The organism is Streptomyces griseosporeus, from assembly GCF_014656055.1.
Lineage (GTDB): Bacteria > Actinomycetota > Actinomycetes > Streptomycetales > Streptomycetaceae > Streptomyces > Streptomyces griseosporeus.
In genome coordinates this window covers 463,927-482,679 of sequence record NZ_BNBR01000005.1, presented here as the reverse complement: position 1 = coordinate 482,679, position 18,753 = coordinate 463,927, and the positions used below count along the sequence as shown (strand labels likewise).

General features: G+C 70.6%; 15 protein-coding genes. 7 read left to right on the top strand and 8 right to left on the bottom strand.

Translation table 11 applies throughout. From position 1 onward, the window contains the following. The first annotated feature begins 113 nt into the window (after nt 1-113). Entirely contained in the window at nt 114-527 is a 414-nt protein-coding gene (locus IE308_RS25260; protein ID WP_110629397.1) for a pyridoxamine 5'-phosphate oxidase family protein, read from the top strand. Between the two features lie 179 nt (nt 528-706). Here IE308_RS25260 and IE308_RS25255 read toward each other — a convergent pair whose 3' ends face one another. Further along, entirely contained in the window at nt 707-1,042 is a 336-nt protein-coding gene (locus IE308_RS25255) for a Rieske (2Fe-2S) protein (protein ID WP_110629396.1), read from the bottom strand. Nucleotides 1,043-1,419: 377 nt separating this feature from the next. Between IE308_RS25255 and IE308_RS25250 the strand changes: the two genes are divergently transcribed. The 3 genes from IE308_RS25250 (at nt 1,420) to IE308_RS25240 (ending at nt 4,502) form a co-directional block, all read left to right on the top strand. After that, nucleotides 1,420-2,370 (top strand): helix-turn-helix domain-containing protein, encoded by a 951-nt coding sequence (locus IE308_RS25250; protein ID WP_162655563.1) that lies wholly within the window; start codon nt 1,420-1,422, stop codon nt 2,368-2,370. Between the two features lie 141 nt (nt 2,371-2,511). Beyond that, complete coding sequence (locus IE308_RS25245; protein ID WP_229909048.1) at nt 2,512-3,516, top strand: helix-turn-helix transcriptional regulator; 1,005 nt, start codon at nt 2,512-2,514, stop codon at nt 3,514-3,516. Next, on the top strand, nt 3,513-4,502 hold the full coding sequence (locus IE308_RS25240; RefSeq protein WP_190219661.1) for a LuxR C-terminal-related transcriptional regulator: 990 nt from the start codon (nt 3,513-3,515) through the stop codon (nt 4,500-4,502). Before IE308_RS25245 ends, IE308_RS25240 begins: the two co-directional genes overlap by 4 nt. Here the strand turns inward: IE308_RS25240 and IE308_RS25235 are convergent. After that, nucleotides 4,465-5,490 (bottom strand): helix-turn-helix transcriptional regulator, encoded by a 1,026-nt coding sequence (locus tag IE308_RS25235; protein WP_110629393.1) that lies wholly within the window; start codon nt 5,488-5,490, stop codon nt 4,465-4,467. The genes IE308_RS25240 and IE308_RS25235 overlap by 38 nt on opposite strands. Before the next feature lie 327 nt (nt 5,491-5,817). After that, complete coding sequence (locus IE308_RS25230; protein ID WP_190219660.1) at nt 5,818-6,924, bottom strand: sugar ABC transporter substrate-binding protein; 1,107 nt, start codon at nt 6,922-6,924, stop codon at nt 5,818-5,820. A 303-nt stretch (nt 6,925-7,227) separates the two neighbouring features. On the opposite strand from IE308_RS25230, the gene IE308_RS25225 reads away from it, so the two are divergent. Genes IE308_RS25225 through IE308_RS37045 form a run of 3 tightly spaced genes read left to right on the top strand, consistent with a single transcriptional unit; the run spans nt 7,228 to nt 13,241 of the window. Further along, nucleotides 7,228-8,919: a fibronectin type III domain-containing protein gene (locus IE308_RS25225; RefSeq protein ID WP_190219659.1), complete on the top strand. Its 1,692-nt coding sequence runs from the start codon at nt 7,228-7,230 to the stop codon at nt 8,917-8,919. Further along, a complete protein-coding gene (locus tag IE308_RS25220; protein WP_190219658.1) occupies nt 8,916-10,862 on the top strand; it encodes a PA14 domain-containing protein in 1,947 nt (648 codons plus the stop codon). The genes IE308_RS25225 and IE308_RS25220 overlap by 4 nt, the downstream gene beginning before the upstream one ends. A gap of 54 nt (nt 10,863-10,916) precedes the next feature. After that, a complete protein-coding gene (locus IE308_RS37045) occupies nt 10,917-13,241 on the top strand; it encodes a PA14 domain-containing protein (RefSeq protein ID WP_229909046.1) in 2,325 nt (774 codons plus the stop codon). 68 nt (nt 13,242-13,309) lie between these two features. On the opposite strand, the gene IE308_RS25210 is transcribed toward IE308_RS37045, so the two are convergent. The 5 genes from IE308_RS25210 to IE308_RS25190 all read right to left on the bottom strand — a co-directional run bounded on the left by IE308_RS25210 (nt 13,310) and on the right by IE308_RS25190 (nt 18,626). After that, nucleotides 13,310-13,774 (bottom strand): heat shock protein transcriptional repressor HspR, encoded by a 465-nt coding sequence (locus IE308_RS25210; RefSeq protein ID WP_110629388.1) that lies wholly within the window; start codon nt 13,772-13,774, stop codon nt 13,310-13,312. A gap of 4 nt (nt 13,775-13,778) precedes the next feature. Further along, on the bottom strand, nt 13,779-14,948 hold the full coding sequence (dnaJ, locus tag IE308_RS25205) for a molecular chaperone DnaJ (RefSeq protein ID WP_110629387.1): 1,170 nt from the start codon (nt 14,946-14,948) through the stop codon (nt 13,779-13,781). A gap of 33 nt (nt 14,949-14,981) precedes the next feature. Further along, nucleotides 14,982-15,644 (bottom strand): nucleotide exchange factor GrpE, encoded by a 663-nt coding sequence (gene grpE, locus IE308_RS25200; protein ID WP_110629386.1) that lies wholly within the window; start codon nt 15,642-15,644, stop codon nt 14,982-14,984. Further along, nucleotides 15,641-17,488, bottom strand: a complete 1,848-nt coding sequence (dnaK, locus tag IE308_RS25195; RefSeq protein WP_110629385.1) for a molecular chaperone DnaK — start codon at nt 17,486-17,488, stop codon at nt 15,641-15,643. Before dnaK ends, grpE begins: the two co-directional genes overlap by 4 nt. 94 nt (nt 17,489-17,582) lie before the next feature. Next, nucleotides 17,583-18,626 (bottom strand): MraY family glycosyltransferase, encoded by a 1,044-nt coding sequence (locus tag IE308_RS25190; protein WP_190219657.1) that lies wholly within the window; start codon nt 18,624-18,626, stop codon nt 17,583-17,585. Nucleotides 18,627-18,753: the final 127 nt, after the last annotated feature.

The window sequence follows — 18,753 nt, the reverse complement described above, 5'->3', positions numbered from 1 at the left end:
GTCTCTCCCACGTCTGACTCAGCCAACGTACACAAAGTTGAGTCTATTCCACTCAAGGCAGCGACGGGAGCCCTTGCGCACAGAGGGCGGCGGAAGTGGGCTAGGTTGCGGGCATGGCCGCATACCCCCAGGATCCGGGCGCGCCGGACGCGCCGTTCCTCGCCTTCTGGCGGGAGAGACACCTGTGCACGCTGACGACGCTGCGTCCCGACGGCTCCCCGCACGTCGTGCCGGTGGGCGTCACGTACGACCCCGGGGCGCGGCTGGCCCGGGTGATCACCAACAAGTCCAGCGCGAAGGTGGCGCATGTGCTGGCCGCGGGCCCCGAGGGCGCCCGGGTCGCCGTCTGCCAGGTGGACGGCCGCCGCTGGGCCACGCTGGAGGGCCGCGCACGGGTCCGCACGGACCCGGAGCGGGTCGCGGAGGCGGAGCGGCGCTATGCGGAGCGCTACGAGCGGGTGCCGTCGCCGAACCCGGCGCGGGTGGTCATCGAGATCGAGCTGGAGCGGGCGATGGGGCGCGGCTGAGGAACCGCGGTCCCGGGCGTGGGGCAAGGGCCGTTTCCGGCCACGCCGGACGGGATGCCGTAAGCGGGGATACCCGCACACACCGCCGAAAACTGCAGCGGCGTCACCGTGTTCAGGTCACGGTGACCCCGCTGCGGGGGGGAAGCGCCTGAGCGATCTTTTACGACGGGGGAATCGCGTCAGGCACTGCGGGGGGTGGCTGAAATGGTCCGGGGGGCGGCCGGCGTGGCCTCCACCAGCTGCTGGTCCCTCTGGTCGAGGTTCACGAAGATCATGCCGTACCGGATGGCACACCGGACGGGCTGTGGCGCCCCCCGAGGCCGCCGCAGACACCGGTACGCCCGTACGTCGCCGTCGTCGTCCCGCGTGACGACGACCGGCTCACCGAACACGGTCACCATCAGCGAGTCACCGCTGTGGGGGATGGCGGTGACCAGGTCGATGAAGTGCCAGCCGGAGCGGTAGGCGGTGGCCATTTCCCTGCGGAAGCTACGGTCGTCGGGTGGAGTCGTCATCAGTCAGCCCCAGGTGGTGTCTTCTGCACCTTGGAGAGAACCCGACCCGTTGCTGCTGCCAGTCGCAGCGGCCACGGGAACAGCCACTCCCCAGGTGGTGTCTGCCCGAGCGTCACCCTTCTCACCGAAGAGGCCACTCAGCGCACCGAAGGCCACAACGGCGGAGAAGGTGGCAGCAAGCATCGAGCGAAGCATTCTCTTGCGCATAGTCGGCTTCGTCCTCACTTGATGGTCCCCTCTTCCCCCGTCGAACAAGACGATGGCTCATTCGGGCACGTCATGGCCACACAAACGATGCATCATGTTCCTGCATGTTCAGGACCCTGGGGGGTGGAGATTTGCCAACGAATCAGACTAAAGCGTCACATCCCCATGCAATGACCGAGTGGTGTGAGGAGGGAAGCCGTCTTTACGCGAACGCCCTGCGCACAGGTCGTATCGCCCGTGCCGACGCGGACGGTGCGCCGTGCCTGATGGAGTTCGCCCTGCTCCACCCCGATCCGGATGACCCGAACTGGCTGCGCCCCACCCCGCCTTCGGTCGCGCTGGCCCAGCGGCTCAATCCGATCGAGCGCGAAATCATGGAGCGCAGGCGGCTGTCCATAGAACTGGCCGAAACGTTCGAGCCGTTCCTGACCCTCAGCGCCCAGGCCTCGACACCGACCCATTCCATCTCGGTGCTGGAAGGCCTCGACCGGATCAACGCCGCGCTGGACGTGGCCACGGCCGAGTGCCAGTCGGAAGTGCTCACCGTCCAACCGAGCAGCCGGCGCCTCGAACATACCCTTCTGCAGGGTCTGGAACGAGACAGGCCACTGATCGAACGCGGGGTGCGCATCAGGACCCTGTACCAGCACACGGCCCGGTACAGTCCGGAGACCCTCGGCTACGTGTCCCAGTTCTCCGAGGGCAAGGTGGAATACCGCACCATCGACGAGTTGGTGGAGCGGCTCATCATCTGCGACGAGACGGTTGCCTTCATTCCCGTTCGCGAAGACCGGCAGGTCGCTCTGGAACTGCGCCACCCCGGCCTGGTGCGCTACCTGATCAAGGTCTTCGAGTTCATGTGGAGCCGCGCCGTCCCGCTCTCCGCCGGCGCCCCCTACGAAACCGCCCCCGACGGCATCACCGACATCCAGCACTCCATAGCCAAGCTCCTGGTGGAGGGCCACGTCGACGAGGCCATCGCCCGCCGCCTCGGCATGAACGTCCGCACGTGCCGCGCCCACATAGCCAAGCTCGCCCAGGTCCTCGGCAGCGGCAGCCGCGCCCAACTCGGCTATCTCATCGCCCAGTCCGGAATCCTGAACCAGGACCATCCCCACTGAACGCCGACCGGAGAGAGCGGAACGTGTCATCCGGTGCGCACACCCATGACCCGCCGCCACGCTCGGCAGCGACAGCAGAGCCCAACTCGGCCATCTGGTCGCCGAGTCGGGAATTCTCAAGCAGGACGGAGGAGACGGCCCGTGAGCACGGCCCAGCGGCACCCGGAGCACAGCGCCGAGAACCTGTGCGCCACCGGCACCCGCCTGTACGAGCAGGCCCTGCGGGACGGCCGTATCCCCGCCGCCGGCGCCCAGGAGGCGCCCTGTCTGCTCGACTTCGGGCTGCTGCAGCCGTCCGTGGAGGACATCGGCCTGCTGGAGCCCGTACCGCCCGTCGTCGCCCTGCACCGCCTGCTGCGGAACTCCGCGGCGCGGATCGCCGAGGAGCGCATGCGCGAGACCCGGCTCGCCGAGACGTTCGAGCGGCTGATGCGGGTGGACGGGCAGCGCACCGCGCCCGCCGAGACGCCCGCGCTCCAGCTGCTCAGCGGCACCACGCGGATCAACGAGGCCATCACCGAGGCCGTGGAGGACGCGCGGCAGGAGCTGCTGTGCGTGCAGCCCAACACGCACTACAGCGGCGAGCGGGGCGAGAAGGCGCATCTCGTCGCCATGGAACGCGACCAGGCGCTGCTCGACCGCGGCGGCCGCATCCGCACGCTGTACCAGCACACCCAGCGCCATGTGCCCCTCGTCCTCGCCCGCTACGAGCAGCTGCGCGGCGACGCCGAGGCCCGCACGCTCGACGAGGTCACCGACCGGCTCATCGTCGTCGACCGCACGGTCGCCTTCATCCCCGCCGGCCGGGACGGCCTCCTCGCCCTGGAGGTCCGCCACCCCGCTCTGGTCTCCTACTTCGTCACGACCTTCGACCGCCTGTGGCGCCTGGCCACCCCCATGTACCCCGAGGCCGCACAGCCGCCCTCCCTCAACGGCATCACGCCCCGCCAGCAGGCCATCGCCCGCCTCCTCGTCGAAGGCCACACCGACGCCGTCATCGCCGACCGCCTCGGCATGAACATCCGCACCGCCCGCGTCCACATAGCCAAACTCGCCGCCACCCTCGGCAGCGACAGCAGAGCCCAACTCGGCTACCTCATCGCCGAGTCCGGCATCCTCGAACAGGACGGAGGAGACGGCCCGTGAGCACGGCCCGGCGGCACCAGGAGCACGGTGCCGAGAACCTGTGCGCCGAAGGGACCGCGCTGTACGAACAGGCGCTGCGGGACGGCCGTATCCCCGCCGGCAGGGCCCAGGAAGCGCCCTGCCTCCTCGACTTCGGCCTGCTGCACCCGTGCGTCGACGACCCGGACCGGCTCGAACCGGTCTCCCCCGTCGTCGCCCTGCACCGCCTCCTGCGCGCCTCCGAGGCGCGTATCGCGCACGAGCGGCGGCGGGAGGCGCAACTGGCCGAGACGTTCGAGCGGCTGATGCGTGCCGACGGGCAGCCCGTCCCGGCGGCCGACACGCCCGCCCTCCGCCTCCTCAGCGACAAGACGCGCATCAGCCACACCATCACCGAGGTCATGGCCGAGGCCGGCGAGGAGCTGCTCACCATTCAGCCCCACACCGCGCACGTCGGTGCCGCCCGCGTCCACCACGAAGAGGCGATGGAGCGCGATCAGGCGCTGCTCGACCGCGGCGGCCGCATCCGCGCCCTGTACCAGCACACCCTGCGGCACGCCCCCACGGTCATCGGACGCTACGACCGTCTGCGGGGCGATGTGCAGGCGCGCACCCTCGACGAGGTCACCGAGCGGCTCATCATCGTCGACCGCACGGTCGCCTTCGTCCCCGCCAACGCCGACCGCACCCTCGCCCTGGAGGTCCGCCACCCGGCCCTGCTCTCCTACTTCGTCACGACCTTCGACCGTCTGTGGCGCCTGGCCACCCCGATGTACCCCGAGGCCGCCCAACCCCCGTCCCTCAACGGCATCACGCCCCGCCAGCAGGCCATCGCCCGCCTCCTCGTCGAAGGCCACACCGACGCCGTCATCGCCGACCGCCTCGGCATGAACATCCGCACCGCCCGCGTCCACATCGCCAAACTCGCCGCCACCCTCGGCAGCGACAGCAGAGCCCAACTCGGCTACCTCATCGCGCGGTCGGGGATCCTTGATCCGGAATCCTGATCCGGGACGGCGTCGGAACGTCCAGGCCCGCCTGCGCGATCCGCACCCCGAGCTGGGTACGGCTGGCCGCGCCCAGCGTCTCCGACAGGCGGGCGATATGGGCGCGGCAGGTGCGCACGCTGATGCCGAGGCGCTCGGCGATCACCGCGTCCTGGTGGCCCTCGGCGAGGAGCGCGGCGATCGACTGCTCGCGGTGGGAGATGCCCTCGATGCCGCTGTCCGGGATGGGCGCGGACAGCGGGATCGCCTGGCGCCACAGGCGTTCGAAGACGGTCACCAGGTAGGAGATCAGCGCCGGGTGCCGTAGCTCCAGCGCCATCGTGCGGTCGGTGTTGGCGGGGATGAAGGCCACGGTGCGGTCGAAGAGGATCAGCCGGTCGATCACCTCGTCCAGCGTGCGGGCCTCCACCGCGTCGCCCATCAGCTCCAGGTAGGTGAGCAGGCCCTGGCCGTGCCGGGCCACGTGGTTGTACAGGTCCCGCATCCTGACGCCCCGGCCGCGCAGCGCCAGCGCCCGGTGCAGGCCCTCGGTCAGCTCGTCCTCGCGGCGGATGCCGCCCGGCTGGACGGTGAGGACCTCCGTCGTGCAGGCCTGCGTCGCCTCGTCCATGGCCGCCTGGATCCGGGACAGGCCGTCCAGGACGCGGATCGCCGCGCCCTCCGCCGGGGCCACCGACAGCTGCCGGCCCAGCCCCGCGTACCACTCGACGGCGGCCACCGCCGTGCCCACCCGCCGCTGGCTCGCGCTCACCTCGTCGTAGACGCCGCGCAGCAGCCGTGTCATGACCTCCTGGGGTGCGGTGGGCACCAGGAAGTCCATGTCGTCGGGGTCGGGGTGCAGCAGCGCCAGCTCCAGCAGGCACGGCACCGGCTCGGCGTCCCGGCGCGGCACGCGGCCCCGCCGTACGGCCCGGGAATACACGCGATCCCCGGCCTCGCACAGTCGGTCAGCACCGTGTGGATGCTCGTCCGTCCCGTGCCCGGCCATCGCCCATCCCACCCCCGCGTCCGCTGGTTCCGCAGCGCAACTATGCGCGGACGGAGCGGGGTCCGCAACACGCCTCCCCGGGCTGTGACCGTGGGAAACCACCGGTTCGCCCGGGTATGTCCCGGCCTCCGGGCGTCCCGTTGCAACAAGCTGATGGTGGCGCGGGGCGCACGGCTGGTGCATCGTGTTGACCGCTTCCCCCCGGGTGCCGACGCCCGCCCCCCTTGGGTACCGGACACCCGGCACGCCCCGGCCGGGCAACCCCCCGCCCGGCCGGGGTCCGACGGCCTGGCGCGGACGCCGGTGTCAACCCCGCTGCGGCTGCTTCTACTTCAGCTTCAGCGCCGCGCACTCCGCCTTGTACTCGTCGGTGCAGATCTCCGACACCTTGTAGATGCCGTCCGCGAGCACGGTGTCCTTGATGTTGGTCTTCGTCAGCGCGACCACGGTCACCAACTGGGCCGGGATGTCCTTCGCCGTCGGGCTGTCGACCTTGTCGGAGGCGAGGGCGTCGAACTGGATGTCGTGGCCCTGGACCTTGGCGACGGCCATCTCGGCGGCGGCCTCGGCCTCGGCGGGGTAGGACTTGTACACGCTCATGTACTGCTCGCCGGAGATGATCCGCTGCACGGCGGCCAGCTCGGCGTCCTGCCCGGTGATGGGCGGCAGTTCGGTGACCCCGGCCGCCTCCAGCGCCTTGATGATGCCGCCGGCCATGGCGTCGTTGGCGGAGTAGACGCCCTTGATCTTCGAGGCGCCGATCTCGGCGATCGCCTCGGCCATGTTGGCCTGCGCGTTCTTCGGGTCCCAGTCCTTGGTGTCGTAGGACTTGGCGATGGTGACCTTGCCGCTCAGCTCGGACTCCGCGCCCTGCTTGAACTGCTTGGCGTTGGGGTCGGTGGGCGAGCCGTTCATCATCACGATCTTGGAGGAGAGGCCGGTGCCGGGGCCCATCCCGTCGAGCAGGGTGCGCGCCTGCACCTCGCCGACCAGTTCGTTGTCGAAGGAGACGTAGCCGTCGATGGGGCCCTCGGCGAGGCGGTCGTAGGCGATGACCGGGATGCCCGCGTCCTTGGCCTTCTTCACCATGTCGGCGATGGCGTGCGAGTCGACCGCGTCGAGCAGGATGACGTCGACCTTGTCGTCGATCATCTTCTGCAGCTGGCTCGCCTGCTTGTCGGCGTCCTGCTCGGCGTTGGCGTACTCCACCTTGCCCTTGTTGTTGGTGAGCTCGGCGACCTTGGCCTTGATGATGGGGTGGTCGAACTTGTCGTACCGGGTGTTGACCTTCTCCGGCAGCAGCAGTCCGACCGTGAGGTCGTCGCCCTTGGTCGGGCTCGCATCGGCACCGTCGCTCGTCGCGTTCAGCACGCCGCAGCCGGCGAGCGCGAGGGTCATGGCGGATGCGGCCAGGGAAAGGACGGTACGGCGCATTCGGGGGCTCACTTCAGGTACGTGACGGGCGGGGCGCGTGATGCGCCCACGTGACTGAAAAGCCAACGCTTCGGGCCCGTCCGCCGTCAAGCCCCACCACTTAACGAGATAACAACATCACGCTCCGCTTCGCTCGGATGCGTTCGTGAAGAGAACGCGAAACCGCCTCCAAACGCCCGTTACGGACCCTTCACCCAACGGAAGTTCAGGCGGAGGCAAAGATCCGTACAACCAATTGCATACGTCACGAGTCGTGATCACGACGGCTGCCACGGGGCCGTCCCGATTCGACCAGAGGACCGAATGATCCCAGCCAGACGCACGGCCACCGCTGCGACGGTCGTGCTCGCCACGGCAGGCGGCCTGCTGACGACCGCCGCCACCCCCGCGTCGGCCGCGGGGTGCACCTCCCCGACCTACACCCGTCAGTTCTTCGCGAACACCACGCTCTCCGGCACCCCCAAGCGCACCGACTGCGACGCGGGTGTCGACGAGTACTGGTCCGGCTCCCCCGCCACCGGCGTCCCCGCCGACAACTTCAGCGTCCGCTGGACCGTGACCCGCGACTTCGGCTCCGGCGGACCCTTCTCCCTCACCGTCCGCGGCCAGGACGGCATGCGCGTCTACCTCGACGGCTACCGCAAGATCGACCTGTGGAAGGGCACGAACACGACCGTCTCCAAGACGGCCAACCTCAACCTCCCCGCCGGCAAGCACACCCTCCGCGTCGACTACGCCAACTGGACCGGCGTCGCCGCCGTCAAGTTCGCCTACACGCCCATCACCTCGGCGACCTACGACAAGGTCAAGCCGCTCGCGCCGACCGGGCTCGCGGTCAGCTACGACAAGGCCGCGAACAAGGCGCAGGCCACCTGGGCGCGGAACAAGGAGATGGACCTCGCCGGCTACCGGGTCTACCGGCGCCAGGCCGGCACCAGCACCTGGGTGCGGATGACGACGACCACCGGCACGTCGTACACCGACACCACCTTGCCGCGGACCGGCTCCGCCTACTACTACGAGATCCGCGCGCTCGACAAGGCCGGCAACGAGTCCTACGGCACCGCCGACGTGCCCGTCACCACCGTCGACCGCACCGCGCCGGCCGTCCCTTCGGGAGTCGCGGTCCGTGACGGCCAGCCGGGGGTCGCCGTGACGTGGAACGCCGTATCCGGCGCCGCGCACTACCTCCTCTACCGCCGCTGGGAAAACGACGGCATGAGTGATCCCGTCGAACAGGTGGGAAAGGTGGCGGCCACCTCCTGGATCGACTCCACCGCCAAGGAGAACCTGTACTACAGCTACTGGGTCGCCGCCGTGGATGCTGCGGGCAACAGGTCGGCGCTGTCACCCTCCGCCTACGTCGAGCGAGGAGACTTCGCCCCGTCCGCCCCGACCGCGCTCACCGCCGCACCGCGCACGGGCGAGGGCATTGTCCTGTCCTGGTCCGCGCCCAGCGTGCCCGTGGCTCAGGACCTCACGAGCTACCGCATCTACTGCGACGGTCGTTTCCTGCACGAGGTCCCCGCCCGGCAGACCTCCTACCTGGACACCGGCGTGCACGGCGGCACCTCGTATCGCTACACGGTGACCGCTGTGGACGTGATGAACCAGGAATCCGCCCCGTCTGCTCCCGCCACCGCGACCGCCCCGGCGACCGGGCTCGCGCCCGAGCCCGTGGCCGGGCTGCGCGGCCGGATGAACGGCACGGACATCGAGCTGATCTGGCAGCGCAACGCCGAGGAGGACGTCGACCACTACGACGTCTACAGAGGCGTGCTGGTCGACGGCACTTGGCAGTACGACAAATGGGGCTGGGTCCGACAGACCTGGGTGGACGAGCCGACGCTGTCGTTCGTCCGCGACCTGTACGAGCCGCAGGGTGAGACCGCCCGCTGGGCCGTCATCGCCGTCGACGGAGCCGGCAACTCCCGCTTCACGAGCGGCGAGGAGTTTTCCTACGTCACCGTCACAGAAGTGGAGAATCCGGCATGACCCGCCGTCCCGGCCGTACGCCCATAGCCACAGCGACGACCGTGGTCCTCGCCACGGCAGGCGGCCTGCTGACGACCGCCGCCACCCCCGCGTCGGCCGCGGGGTGCACCTCCCCGACCTACACCCGTCAGTTCTTCGCGAACACCACCTTCTCCGGCACCCCGAAGCGCACCGACTGCGACGCGGGTGTCGACGAGTACTGGTCCGGCTCCCCCGCCACCGGCGTCCCCGCCGACAACTTCAGCGTCCGCTGGACCGTGACCCGCGACTTCGGCTCCGGCGGACCCTTCTCCCTCACCGTCCGCGGCCAGGACGGCATGCGCGTCTACCTCGACGGCTACCGCAAGATCGACCTGTGGAAGGGCACGAGCACCACCGTCTCCAAGACGGTCAACCTCAACCTCCCCGCCGGGAAGCACACCCTCCGCGTCGACTACGTGAACTGGTCCGGCGTCGCGGCCGTCAAGTTCGGCTACGCCCCCATCACCTCGGCGACCTATGACAAGGTCAAGCCGCTGGCCCCCACCGGTGCCGCCGTCGCCTACGACACGGCCACCAGCAAGGCCAAGCTGACCTGGGCGCGGAACAAGGAGATGGACCTCGCCGGGTACCGGGTGTACGTGCGGGTGCAGGGGACGAGCACCTGGCGCCTGGTCAGTCCGCTGCTGACCACCACCACGTTCACGCACTACCTGGCGCCGACCGGCACCGGGTACGCCTACGAGGTCCGCGCGGTCGACAAGGCGGGCAACGAGTCGGCGGGCAGCGCCGACCAGTACGTCACGACCGCCGACCGGACGGCACCGGCCGCCCCGGCCGGCGTCAGCGCGCTGCGCGCGCCCGGCGCCGTGCAGGTGCGCTGGCAGGCCGTGGCGGGAGCGGCGTCCTACCGCGTCGAGCGGGCCGCGGCGGCGGCCGGGCCGTTCAGCGTGCTGGCGTCCGGTCTCACCGGTCCGTCGTACGACGACCGGTCCTCGGACGCGGGCAGGCAGCGCTGGTACTACCGCGTCCTCGCCCGTGACGCGGCGGGCAACACGTCCGCGCCGTCCGCGGTCGCCGACGCCGGTGAGCCCGACCTGACCGGTCCCGTCGCGGTGACCGGCCTCACGGCCCTCGGGACGACCGCGGGCAACGCTCTCTCCTGGCAGGCCTCGTCGTCCACGGACGTCCACCACTACGAGGTGTGGGGCGCGCCGACCGGACAGCAGGACCCGGACGGGCCGCAGCCCGTCTTCGGCACGTCGTACACGGATCCGGTCGCGGACGCGGGCGTGCCGTACACGTACACCGTGGTGGCCGTCGACGGGTTCGGCAACGCCTCCCCGGCCGCCCCCACCGTCGCGGTGACCCGGCCCGTGCCCTCCGCCGTGCCCGCCCCGGCCGGCCTCCAGGGCACCCCCGCCGACGCGTACACGACGCTCGCCTGGACCGTGCCCGACGGCACCGGCGTCACCGGCTTCCGCGTCTACCGCCGTACCGACCCCAACGGCGCCTGGACGCCGGCCGGCAGCGCCGACGCGTCCGCGACGTCGTACCAGGACACCTCCGCCCCCAAGGGCACGGCGTACTACTACGTGGTCGCCGTGGACGGTACGGGCGCCGAGTCCGTGCCCTCCGGCCCGCTCACGGTGGACCGGCTCACGCCCGCCACCGCGACCGGTCCCGCCGCGCCGCGCGCCAAGCTGGTGTCCTCGGGCGGCACCCGCTACCCCGTCCAGGTCGGGCTCGCGCCCGCCGTGGAGGACGCGGGACGCCTGCTCAAGGGCTACTCCTGGACCATCGACGGCGCGTGCGGCAGCAGCGGAACGCGGCTGACGACGACCGACGTCATCGAGTGGACCCCGCAGTACACCGGTCCGTGCATGGTCACCGTGCACGCCGTGGACGCGTACGGGCGCGTGGGCGAACAGGGCACGTCCCTGGACTTCATGGTCCAGCGCTGACCCGCCCGCCCCGGCCTCACTGGAACATCCCGACGCATCTCATCGAAGGACTTCATGAACCGAGCCAGACGCACGGCCACCGCCGCATCGGTCGTGCTCGCCACCGCCGGCGGCCTGATCACCACGGTCGCCGTCACCCCCGCCTCCGCGGCGACCTGCGCCTCCCCCACGTACAGCCGGCAGTTCTTCGCGAACACCACGCTCTCCGGCACACCGAAGCGCTCGGACTGCGACGCGGGTGTCGACGAGTACTGGTCCGGCTCCCCCGCCACCGGCGTCCCCGCCGACAACTTCAGCGTCCGCTGGACGGTGACCCGCGACTTCGGCTCCGGCGGACCCTTCTCGTTGACCGTCCGCGGCCAGGACGGCATGCGCGTCTACCTCGACGGCTACCGCAAGATCGACCTGTGGAAGGGCACGAACACGACCGTCTCCAAGACGGTCAACCTCAACCTCCCCGCCGGGAAGCACACCCTCCGCGTCGACTACGCCAACTGGACCGGCGTCGCCGCCGTCAAGTTCACCTACACGCCCATCACCTCGGCGACCTACGACAAGGTCAAGCCGCTCGCGCCGACCGGGCTCGCGGTCAGCTACGACAAGGTCGCGAACAAGGCGCAGGCCACCTGGGCGAAGAACAAGGAGATGGACCTCGCCGGCTACCGGGTCTACCGGCGCCAGGCCGGCACCAGCACCTGGGTGCGGATGACGACGACCACCGGCACGTCGTACACCGACACCACCCTGCCCCAGACCGGCTCCGCCTACTACTACGAGATCCGCGCGCTCGACAAGGCCGGCAACGAGTCCTACGGCACCGCCGACGTACCCGTGACCACCGTCGACCGCACCCGGCCGGGCACGCCGGTCGTGACCTACTTCGACTACTGGGCCGGGGAACTCACCCAGTGGACCAGCACGCTGAAGTGGGCGGCCAACAAGGACACCGACCTCGCCGGGTACCGCGTCTACCGCCGGGTCGAGGGCTCCACCGCCTGGACCCGGGTGGCCACCACGTCCGCCCTGCAGTACGACGACAAGACCCCGATGACGGGGCAGACGTACTACTACCAGGTGCGCGCCTACGACAAGAACGGCAACGAGTCCTGGGGCAGCGCCGAGCAGGGTCCCGTCCCCACGAAGGACTACACGCCGCCCGCCGCGCCGACGCTCACCGCGACCGGTGTCACGGACTCCAACAACCTGTCGTGGACGGCCTCCGCCGACGCGGTCAAGTACCGGGTGTACCGGCGGGAGAGCGGCGGCAGCACCTTCACGCAGCTCGCCGAGATCACCGGCACGACCTACACGGACACCTCCGCGGCCTACTACAAGGCCTACGACTACAAGGTCAGCGCCCTCGACGCGCTCGGCAACGCCTCCGAGTCCGCCGTCGTGAGCAGCACCCGCTCCATCACCCCGCCGCAGCACGTCACGGCGGGCACCACCGCCACGGACGTCGTGCTGTCCTGGAGCGAGCCCGCGGGCGGTGACACGGCCGACTACGTCGTGCGCCGTTCGGCGGCCTCCGCCGACGGCTCCCGCAGCTGGGAGACCATCACCTGCGGCAACCGGACGACCACGGCCGACGCCGCCGGCAACACCGTGTACAGCTGCACCGACGCCTCCGGGCGGCACGGCAGCACGTACCACTACACGATCCAGCGGCGGGACACCTCCGGCCGTCTGTCCCTGCCCTCCCAGGAGGTCACCGCCACCCGACCCGGCGACGAGACCCCGCCGCCGGCCGTGGCCGGGCTGACCGCGGAGGCGCTGGAGTACGGCGTCCGGCTCGGCTGGCAGCCCAGCACGGCCGCGGACCTGGCGTACTACGAGGTCTACGTGCGGGAGGGGGACGACAGCCAGCCGCAGTACGCCGCGAAGGTCGACGCGTCGAAGACGCAGGTCACCTTCATCCAGCCGGCCGAGGGCGGGGAGCTGACCTACTTCGTCGTCGCCACCGACCTGTACGGCAACTCCCTGACGTACAAGGACGAGCCGGACGTCGACGACTGGAGCGTGCCCGTCGCCTCCGTGCCCGTCACGCAGCTCGACCTGCGGCCGACGAAGTCCCTCGGCCTCTCGGCGGACTGCTACACCCTTGCGTCGCCCGGCGACGGCGGGGTGAACGTGGAGCCATGGTGCCCGTACGGGCGCCCCACGGGTGTGACCGGCTATCACGTCTACCGCTGGGACCGCATGGCGGGCCAGTGGGGCCGGCTGACCGATGCGCCCGTGTCCCTCAAGCAGGGGCACTGGACCGACACCACCGCCCCGACGGGTACGACCCTGTACTACGCGGTCGCGTTCGTCGCGGAGGACGGCACGGAGTTCGTCGCCGACATCGACTACTCGGTCAGCCCGCCGAGCGGCAGCTGATCCCATGCGAAGGGGCCCGCGGTTCTCCCGCGGGCCCCTTCTCGCGTCGTGCGCCTGCGCCGTAGCGGCTAGTCCTTGGCCTTCTTCGGGCGCCACACCACCAGCGCGCTGGTCTGCTGGACCTCCTGGTACGGGACCAGGTCGCGCCGGTAGGAGGCGTGCACCGCGGCCTCCCGCTGCTGCATCGCCGCCGCCGCGCCGTCCAGCGCCGCCTGGAGTTCGGCGACACGGTTCTGCAGCGCGGCGACCTGGTTCTCCAGCTCGATGATCCGCTTGATGCCGGCGAGGTTGATGCCCTCGTCCTGCGACAACTGCTGCACCTGGCGGAGCAGTTCGATGTCGCGGGCCGAGTAGCGCCGGCCCCGGCCCGCGGTGCGGTCCGGGGAGACCAGGCCGAGCCGGTCGTACTGGCGCAGCGTCTGCGGGTGGAGACCGGAGAGCTGGGCCGCCACCGAGATGACGTAGACCGGGGTGTCCTCGGTCAGTTCATACGGAGGAAAACCCCCGCGCTGGCGGGGACGACGGCCATCCATCTCTCTAAGCTCCCTTCGCGGCCTCGAACAGCTCCGCCCGCGGATCCTCGCCCGCGGTCGCCTCGCGATACGCCTCCAGCGCGTCACGAGCCTTCCCCGACAGGTCCTTCGGGACACTCACCTCGACGGTGACCAGCAGGTCCCCGCGGGTGCCGTCCTTGCGGACCGCGCCCTTGCCCCGGGCGCGCATGGTACGGCCGTTGGGCGTGCCGGGCGGCAGTTTCAGGGTGACGGGCGGACCGCCGAGGGTGGGCACCCGCACCTCGCCGCCGAGGGCGGCCTCGGCGAAGGTGACGGGGACCGTCACCGTGAGGTTGTCGTCCTTGCGGCCGAAGACGGGGTGCTTGTCGACGTGCACGACCACATACAGGTCGCCCGCCGGGCCGCCCCGCTCGCCCGGTGTGCCCTTGCCCCGCAGCCGGATCCGCTGGCCGTCGCTGACGCCGGCGGGGATGCGCACCTGCATGGTCCGGGAGGACTTGGCGCGGCCGCTGCCCTTGCAGACGTCGCACGGGTTCTCCGCGATCAGGCCCCGGCCCTTGCAGTCCGGGCACGGGTCCGTGAGGGAGAAGCCGCCGCCGGAGCCCCGCGCCACCTGCCCGGTGCCGACGCAGGTCGGGCACACGCGCGGTGTGCCGTTCTTGTCGCCGGTGCCGGAGCAGGCCTTGCAGGGGGCCTGCGAGGACATCCGCAGCGGGACCGTGGCGCCCTCGATGGCCTCCGTGAAGGAGAGCGTGACCTCGGACTCGATGTCCTGGCCGCGCCGCGGCTGGGTGCGGGTGGTGCCCGTACCGCCGCGGTTGAACAGGCCCCCGAAGACGTCGCCGAGGCCGCCGCCGAAGCCGCCCCCGCCCTGGGCGGCACCGCCGAAGAGGTCGCCCAGGTCGAAGTTGAAGGAGCCGCCGCCGGCGCCCGGGCCCGGGCGGAAGCCGCCGTTGCCGAACAGCGCGCGGGCCTCGTCGTACTCCTTGCGCTTCTTGGGGTCGCCGAGGATGTCGTTCGCCTCGGAGATCTCCTTGAAGCGCTCCTCGGCCTGGGCGTTGCCCTTGTTGGCGTCCGGGTGGTACTCGCGGGCGAGCTTCCGGTACGCCTTCTTGATCTCGGCCTCGGTGGCGTCCTTGGGGACGCCGAGGACCTTGTAGTAGTCCTTCTCGATGAAGTCCTTGGTACTCACCCTCGACGTCCCTCCTTCCGCTCAGTGATCAGGTCAGCCCTCCTCCGGGCCACCGTTCTCCTTGTCCTCGGCCGCGGTGTCGGACTCCTCGGCCTTGACGGTCTGCGCGCCGGGCTGCGGCTCGGCGACGGCCACCCGCGCGGGGCGGATGGTGCGCTCGCCGATGCGGTACCCCGGCTGCAGGATCGCCACGCAGGTCGTCTCGGTGACGTCCGGCGCGTAGCTGTGCATCAGGGCCTCGTGGATCGTCGGGTCGAAGGGCTCGCCCTCCTTGCCGAACTGCTGGAGTCCCATCTTCGCCGCGACGGTCTCCAGCGACTCCGCGACGGACTTGAACCCGCCGACGAGTTCGCCGTGCTCCCGGGCGCGGCCGATGTCGTCGAGCACGGGCAGCAGTTCGGTCAGGAGGTTCGCGACGGCGATCTCCTTGACCGCGACGCGGTCCCGCTCGACCCGGCGGCGGTAGTTCTGGAACTCGGCCTGGAGGCGCTGGAGGTCCGCGGTGCGCTCGTCGAGCGCCTTGCGGGCCTGGTCCAGCTGGGCCACCAGACCCACTGTCTCGCTGGCGTCCCCGGCCGGGGCCGCCGCCTCCTCCGCGGGAGGCGTGGCGGCGGCCTTCGGCTCGGCGTCGTCGTTGCCGGCGGCGCCGGAGGGGACGTCGGGCTTCTCCTCGAAGCCCGGGGTCTCCTCCGTCACGCGGCACCGTCCTTGCGCTCGTCGTCCACGATCTCGGCGTCCACGACGTCGTCGTCGGCCTTGGCCTCACCGGCACCGGCACCCTCGGCGCCGCCGGCGGCCTGCGCGCCCTGGGCGTCGGCGTACATGGCCTGGCCCAGCTTCTGCGAGACGGCGGCGACCTTCTCGGTGGCGGAGCGGATCTCGGCGGTGTCCTCGCCCTTGAGCTTCTCCTTCAGCTCGGCGACAGCGGCCTCGACCTCGGTCTTGATCTCGCCGGGGACCTTGTCCTCGTTGTCCTTGAGGAACTTCTCCGTCTGGTAGACCAGCTGCTCGCCCTGGTTGCGGGCCTCGGCGGCCTCGCGGCGCTTGTGGTCCTCCTCCGCGTAGCGCTCGGCCTCCTCGCGCATGCGGTCGACCTCGTCCTTCGGCAGCGAGGAGCCGCCGGTGACGGTCATCTTCTGCTCCTTGCCCGTGCCCAGGTCCTTCGCGGTCACGTGCATGATGCCGTTGGCGTCGATGTCGAAGGAGACCTCGATCTGCGGGACGCCGCGCGGGGCCGGGGGCAGACCGGTCAGCTCGAACATCCCGAGCTTCTTGTTGTACGCCGCGATCTCGCGTTCGCCCTGGTAGACCTGGATCTGCACCGACGGCTGGTTGTCCTCGGCCGTGGTGAAGATCTCCGAGCGCTTGGTCGGGATCGTGGTGTTGCGCTCGATCAGCTTGGTCATGATGCCGCCCTTGGTCTCGATACCGAGGGACAGCGGGGTGACGTCGAGCAGCAGGACGTCCTTGACCTCGCCCTTGAGGACACCGGCCTGGAGCGAGGCGCCGATGGCGACGACCTCGTCCGGGTTGACGCCCTTGTTGGCCTCCTTGCCGCCGGTCAGCTCCTTGACGAGCTCGGCGACGGCGGGCATACGGGTGGAGCCACCGACGAGGACGACGTGGTCGATCTCGTTGATGGAGATGCCGGCGTCCTTGATGACGTTGTGGAACGGCGTCTTGCAGCGCTCCAGCAGGTCGGCCGTCAGCTGCTGGAACTGGGCCCGGGTGAGCTTCTCGTCCAGGTGCAGCGGGCCCTCGGCGGACGCGGTGATGTAGGGCAGGTTGATCGAGGTCTCGGTGGACGAGGACAGCTCGATCTTGGCCTTCTCGGCGGCCTCACGGAGGCGCTGGAGGGCCATCTTGTCCTTGGACAGGTCCACGCCGTGGCCGGACTGGAACTGCTTGACCAGGTAGTCGACGATGCGCTGGTCCCAGTCGTCACCACCGAGGTGGTTGTCACCGTTGGTGGCCTTCACCTCGACGACACCGTCGCCGATCTCCAGCAGGGAGACGTCGAAGGTACCGCCACCAAGGTCGAAGACGAGGATCGTCTGGTCGTCCTTGTCGAGGCCGTACGCCAGTGCGGCGGCGGTCGGCTCGTTGACGATGCGCAGGACGTTGAGGCCGGCGATCTCGCCGGCTTCCTTGGTCGCCTGGCGCTCGGAGTCGTTGAAGTAGGCCGGGACGGTGATGACCGCGTCGGTCACCTTCTCGCCCAGGTAGGCCTCGGCGTCCCGCTTCAGCTTCTGCAGGATGAACGCGGAGATCTGCTGCGGGTTGAAGTCCTTGCCGTCGAGCTGGATCTTCCAGTCGGTGCCCATGTGACGCTTCACGGAACGGATGGTCCGGTCCACGTTGGTCACCGCCTGGCGCTTGGCGACCTCACCGACCAGCACCTCGCCGTTCTTGGCGAAGGCGACGACGGACGGCGTGGTCCTGGCGCCCTCGGCGTTGGTGATGACGGTGGGCTCGCCGCCCTCCAGAACGCTGACGACGGAGTTAGTCGTGCCCAGGTCGATGCCGACCGCACGTGCCATGGTTGATTCCTCCAGCTGACTTGAGTGGAACAGGCTCAAGTGTGCATGAGGCTCCGCGCCGGGTCAACAGACCTGAGTCATCCAGACTCAACTCTTATCCGTTCCTTACACGCAACGACGCGCTGACCTGCGAAGACGTCATGGAGGCGGTCGTACATGTCGGTCTTTTCTGCCCGTACGGCCTGACGCGCAGCAGCAGGCACACGACCACCAGCGCCGACCCGGCCACCCACAGCACGGCGCTCGCGCCGGCCCGCCCGGTGTGCACCAGCACCCCGGCCGCCACGGCGCCGAACGCGGCCGTACCGAGCAGCACGGTCACCCCCTGCGGGGTGAGCCCGAGCCGCCGCAGCCGGTGGGCGAGATGGTCGGGGCCGCTCCTCAGCAGCGGCCGTCCGGCCAGCCGCCGGGAGACGGCGACGAGGACGGCGTCCACGGCGGCGAGCGCGGTGAGCGAGAACAGCACGCCCGCGGTGGAGAGCGGGCCGTGCCCGCCGCGGGTGAGCACGGCGGCCGCGGCGAGCACGAACCCGGTGAACAGCGAGCCGGAGGCGCCGAGCGCGATCCGCCCGGGATGCCAGTTGTGGGTGAGGAACCCGGTCAGCGCCGCCGCGACCACGCTCAGCAGCACCGCGAGCCCGTCGAGCGCCTCGGCCGCCGCGCAGGCGCCCACCCCGAAGGCGGTGACCGCGCCGACCGTCCCGGCCAGCGCGTCCGCGTGGTCGAGGGAGCGGAAGGCGAGCGCGGCGCAGGCGACGAACCCGACGGCCAGCGCCCCGCCGACGGCGCCGGTCTCCTCGTACGGCACCACGCAGGCCGCCGCCACCGCCGTACCGGCGAGCAGGAACCGGGACTTCAGCCCCCACACGTCGGCGACGAGGCCGAGCGCGGCGACCGAGGCGCCAGCGGCGAGCAGCGCGCCGGTGCGGCCGCCGAGCGGGGTGACGCCGACCGCGTGGCCGGCGGCGGCGACGGCGCAGGTGGCGAGGGTGACCGCGACCCCGCCGAGCAGGGGCACCGGGCGCGGACCCCGGCGGCGCAGGGTGATGCCCAGACGGAGGGCGGGCCCGCGCAGCAGGGCGGCGAGGGCGGCGGAGAGGAAGAGTGCGGCGATGGCGGCGAGGATCCCGTAGAACACGGATATAAATTAGTGGCGAATGTACCGATTTAGTGCGAATAACACGATCCGATCGCCTGTCACCTTGAAGCCCCGCTCATCAGGTGACCCTCAGCGACACAGATCACCGCACGCCCGGCTACATTGC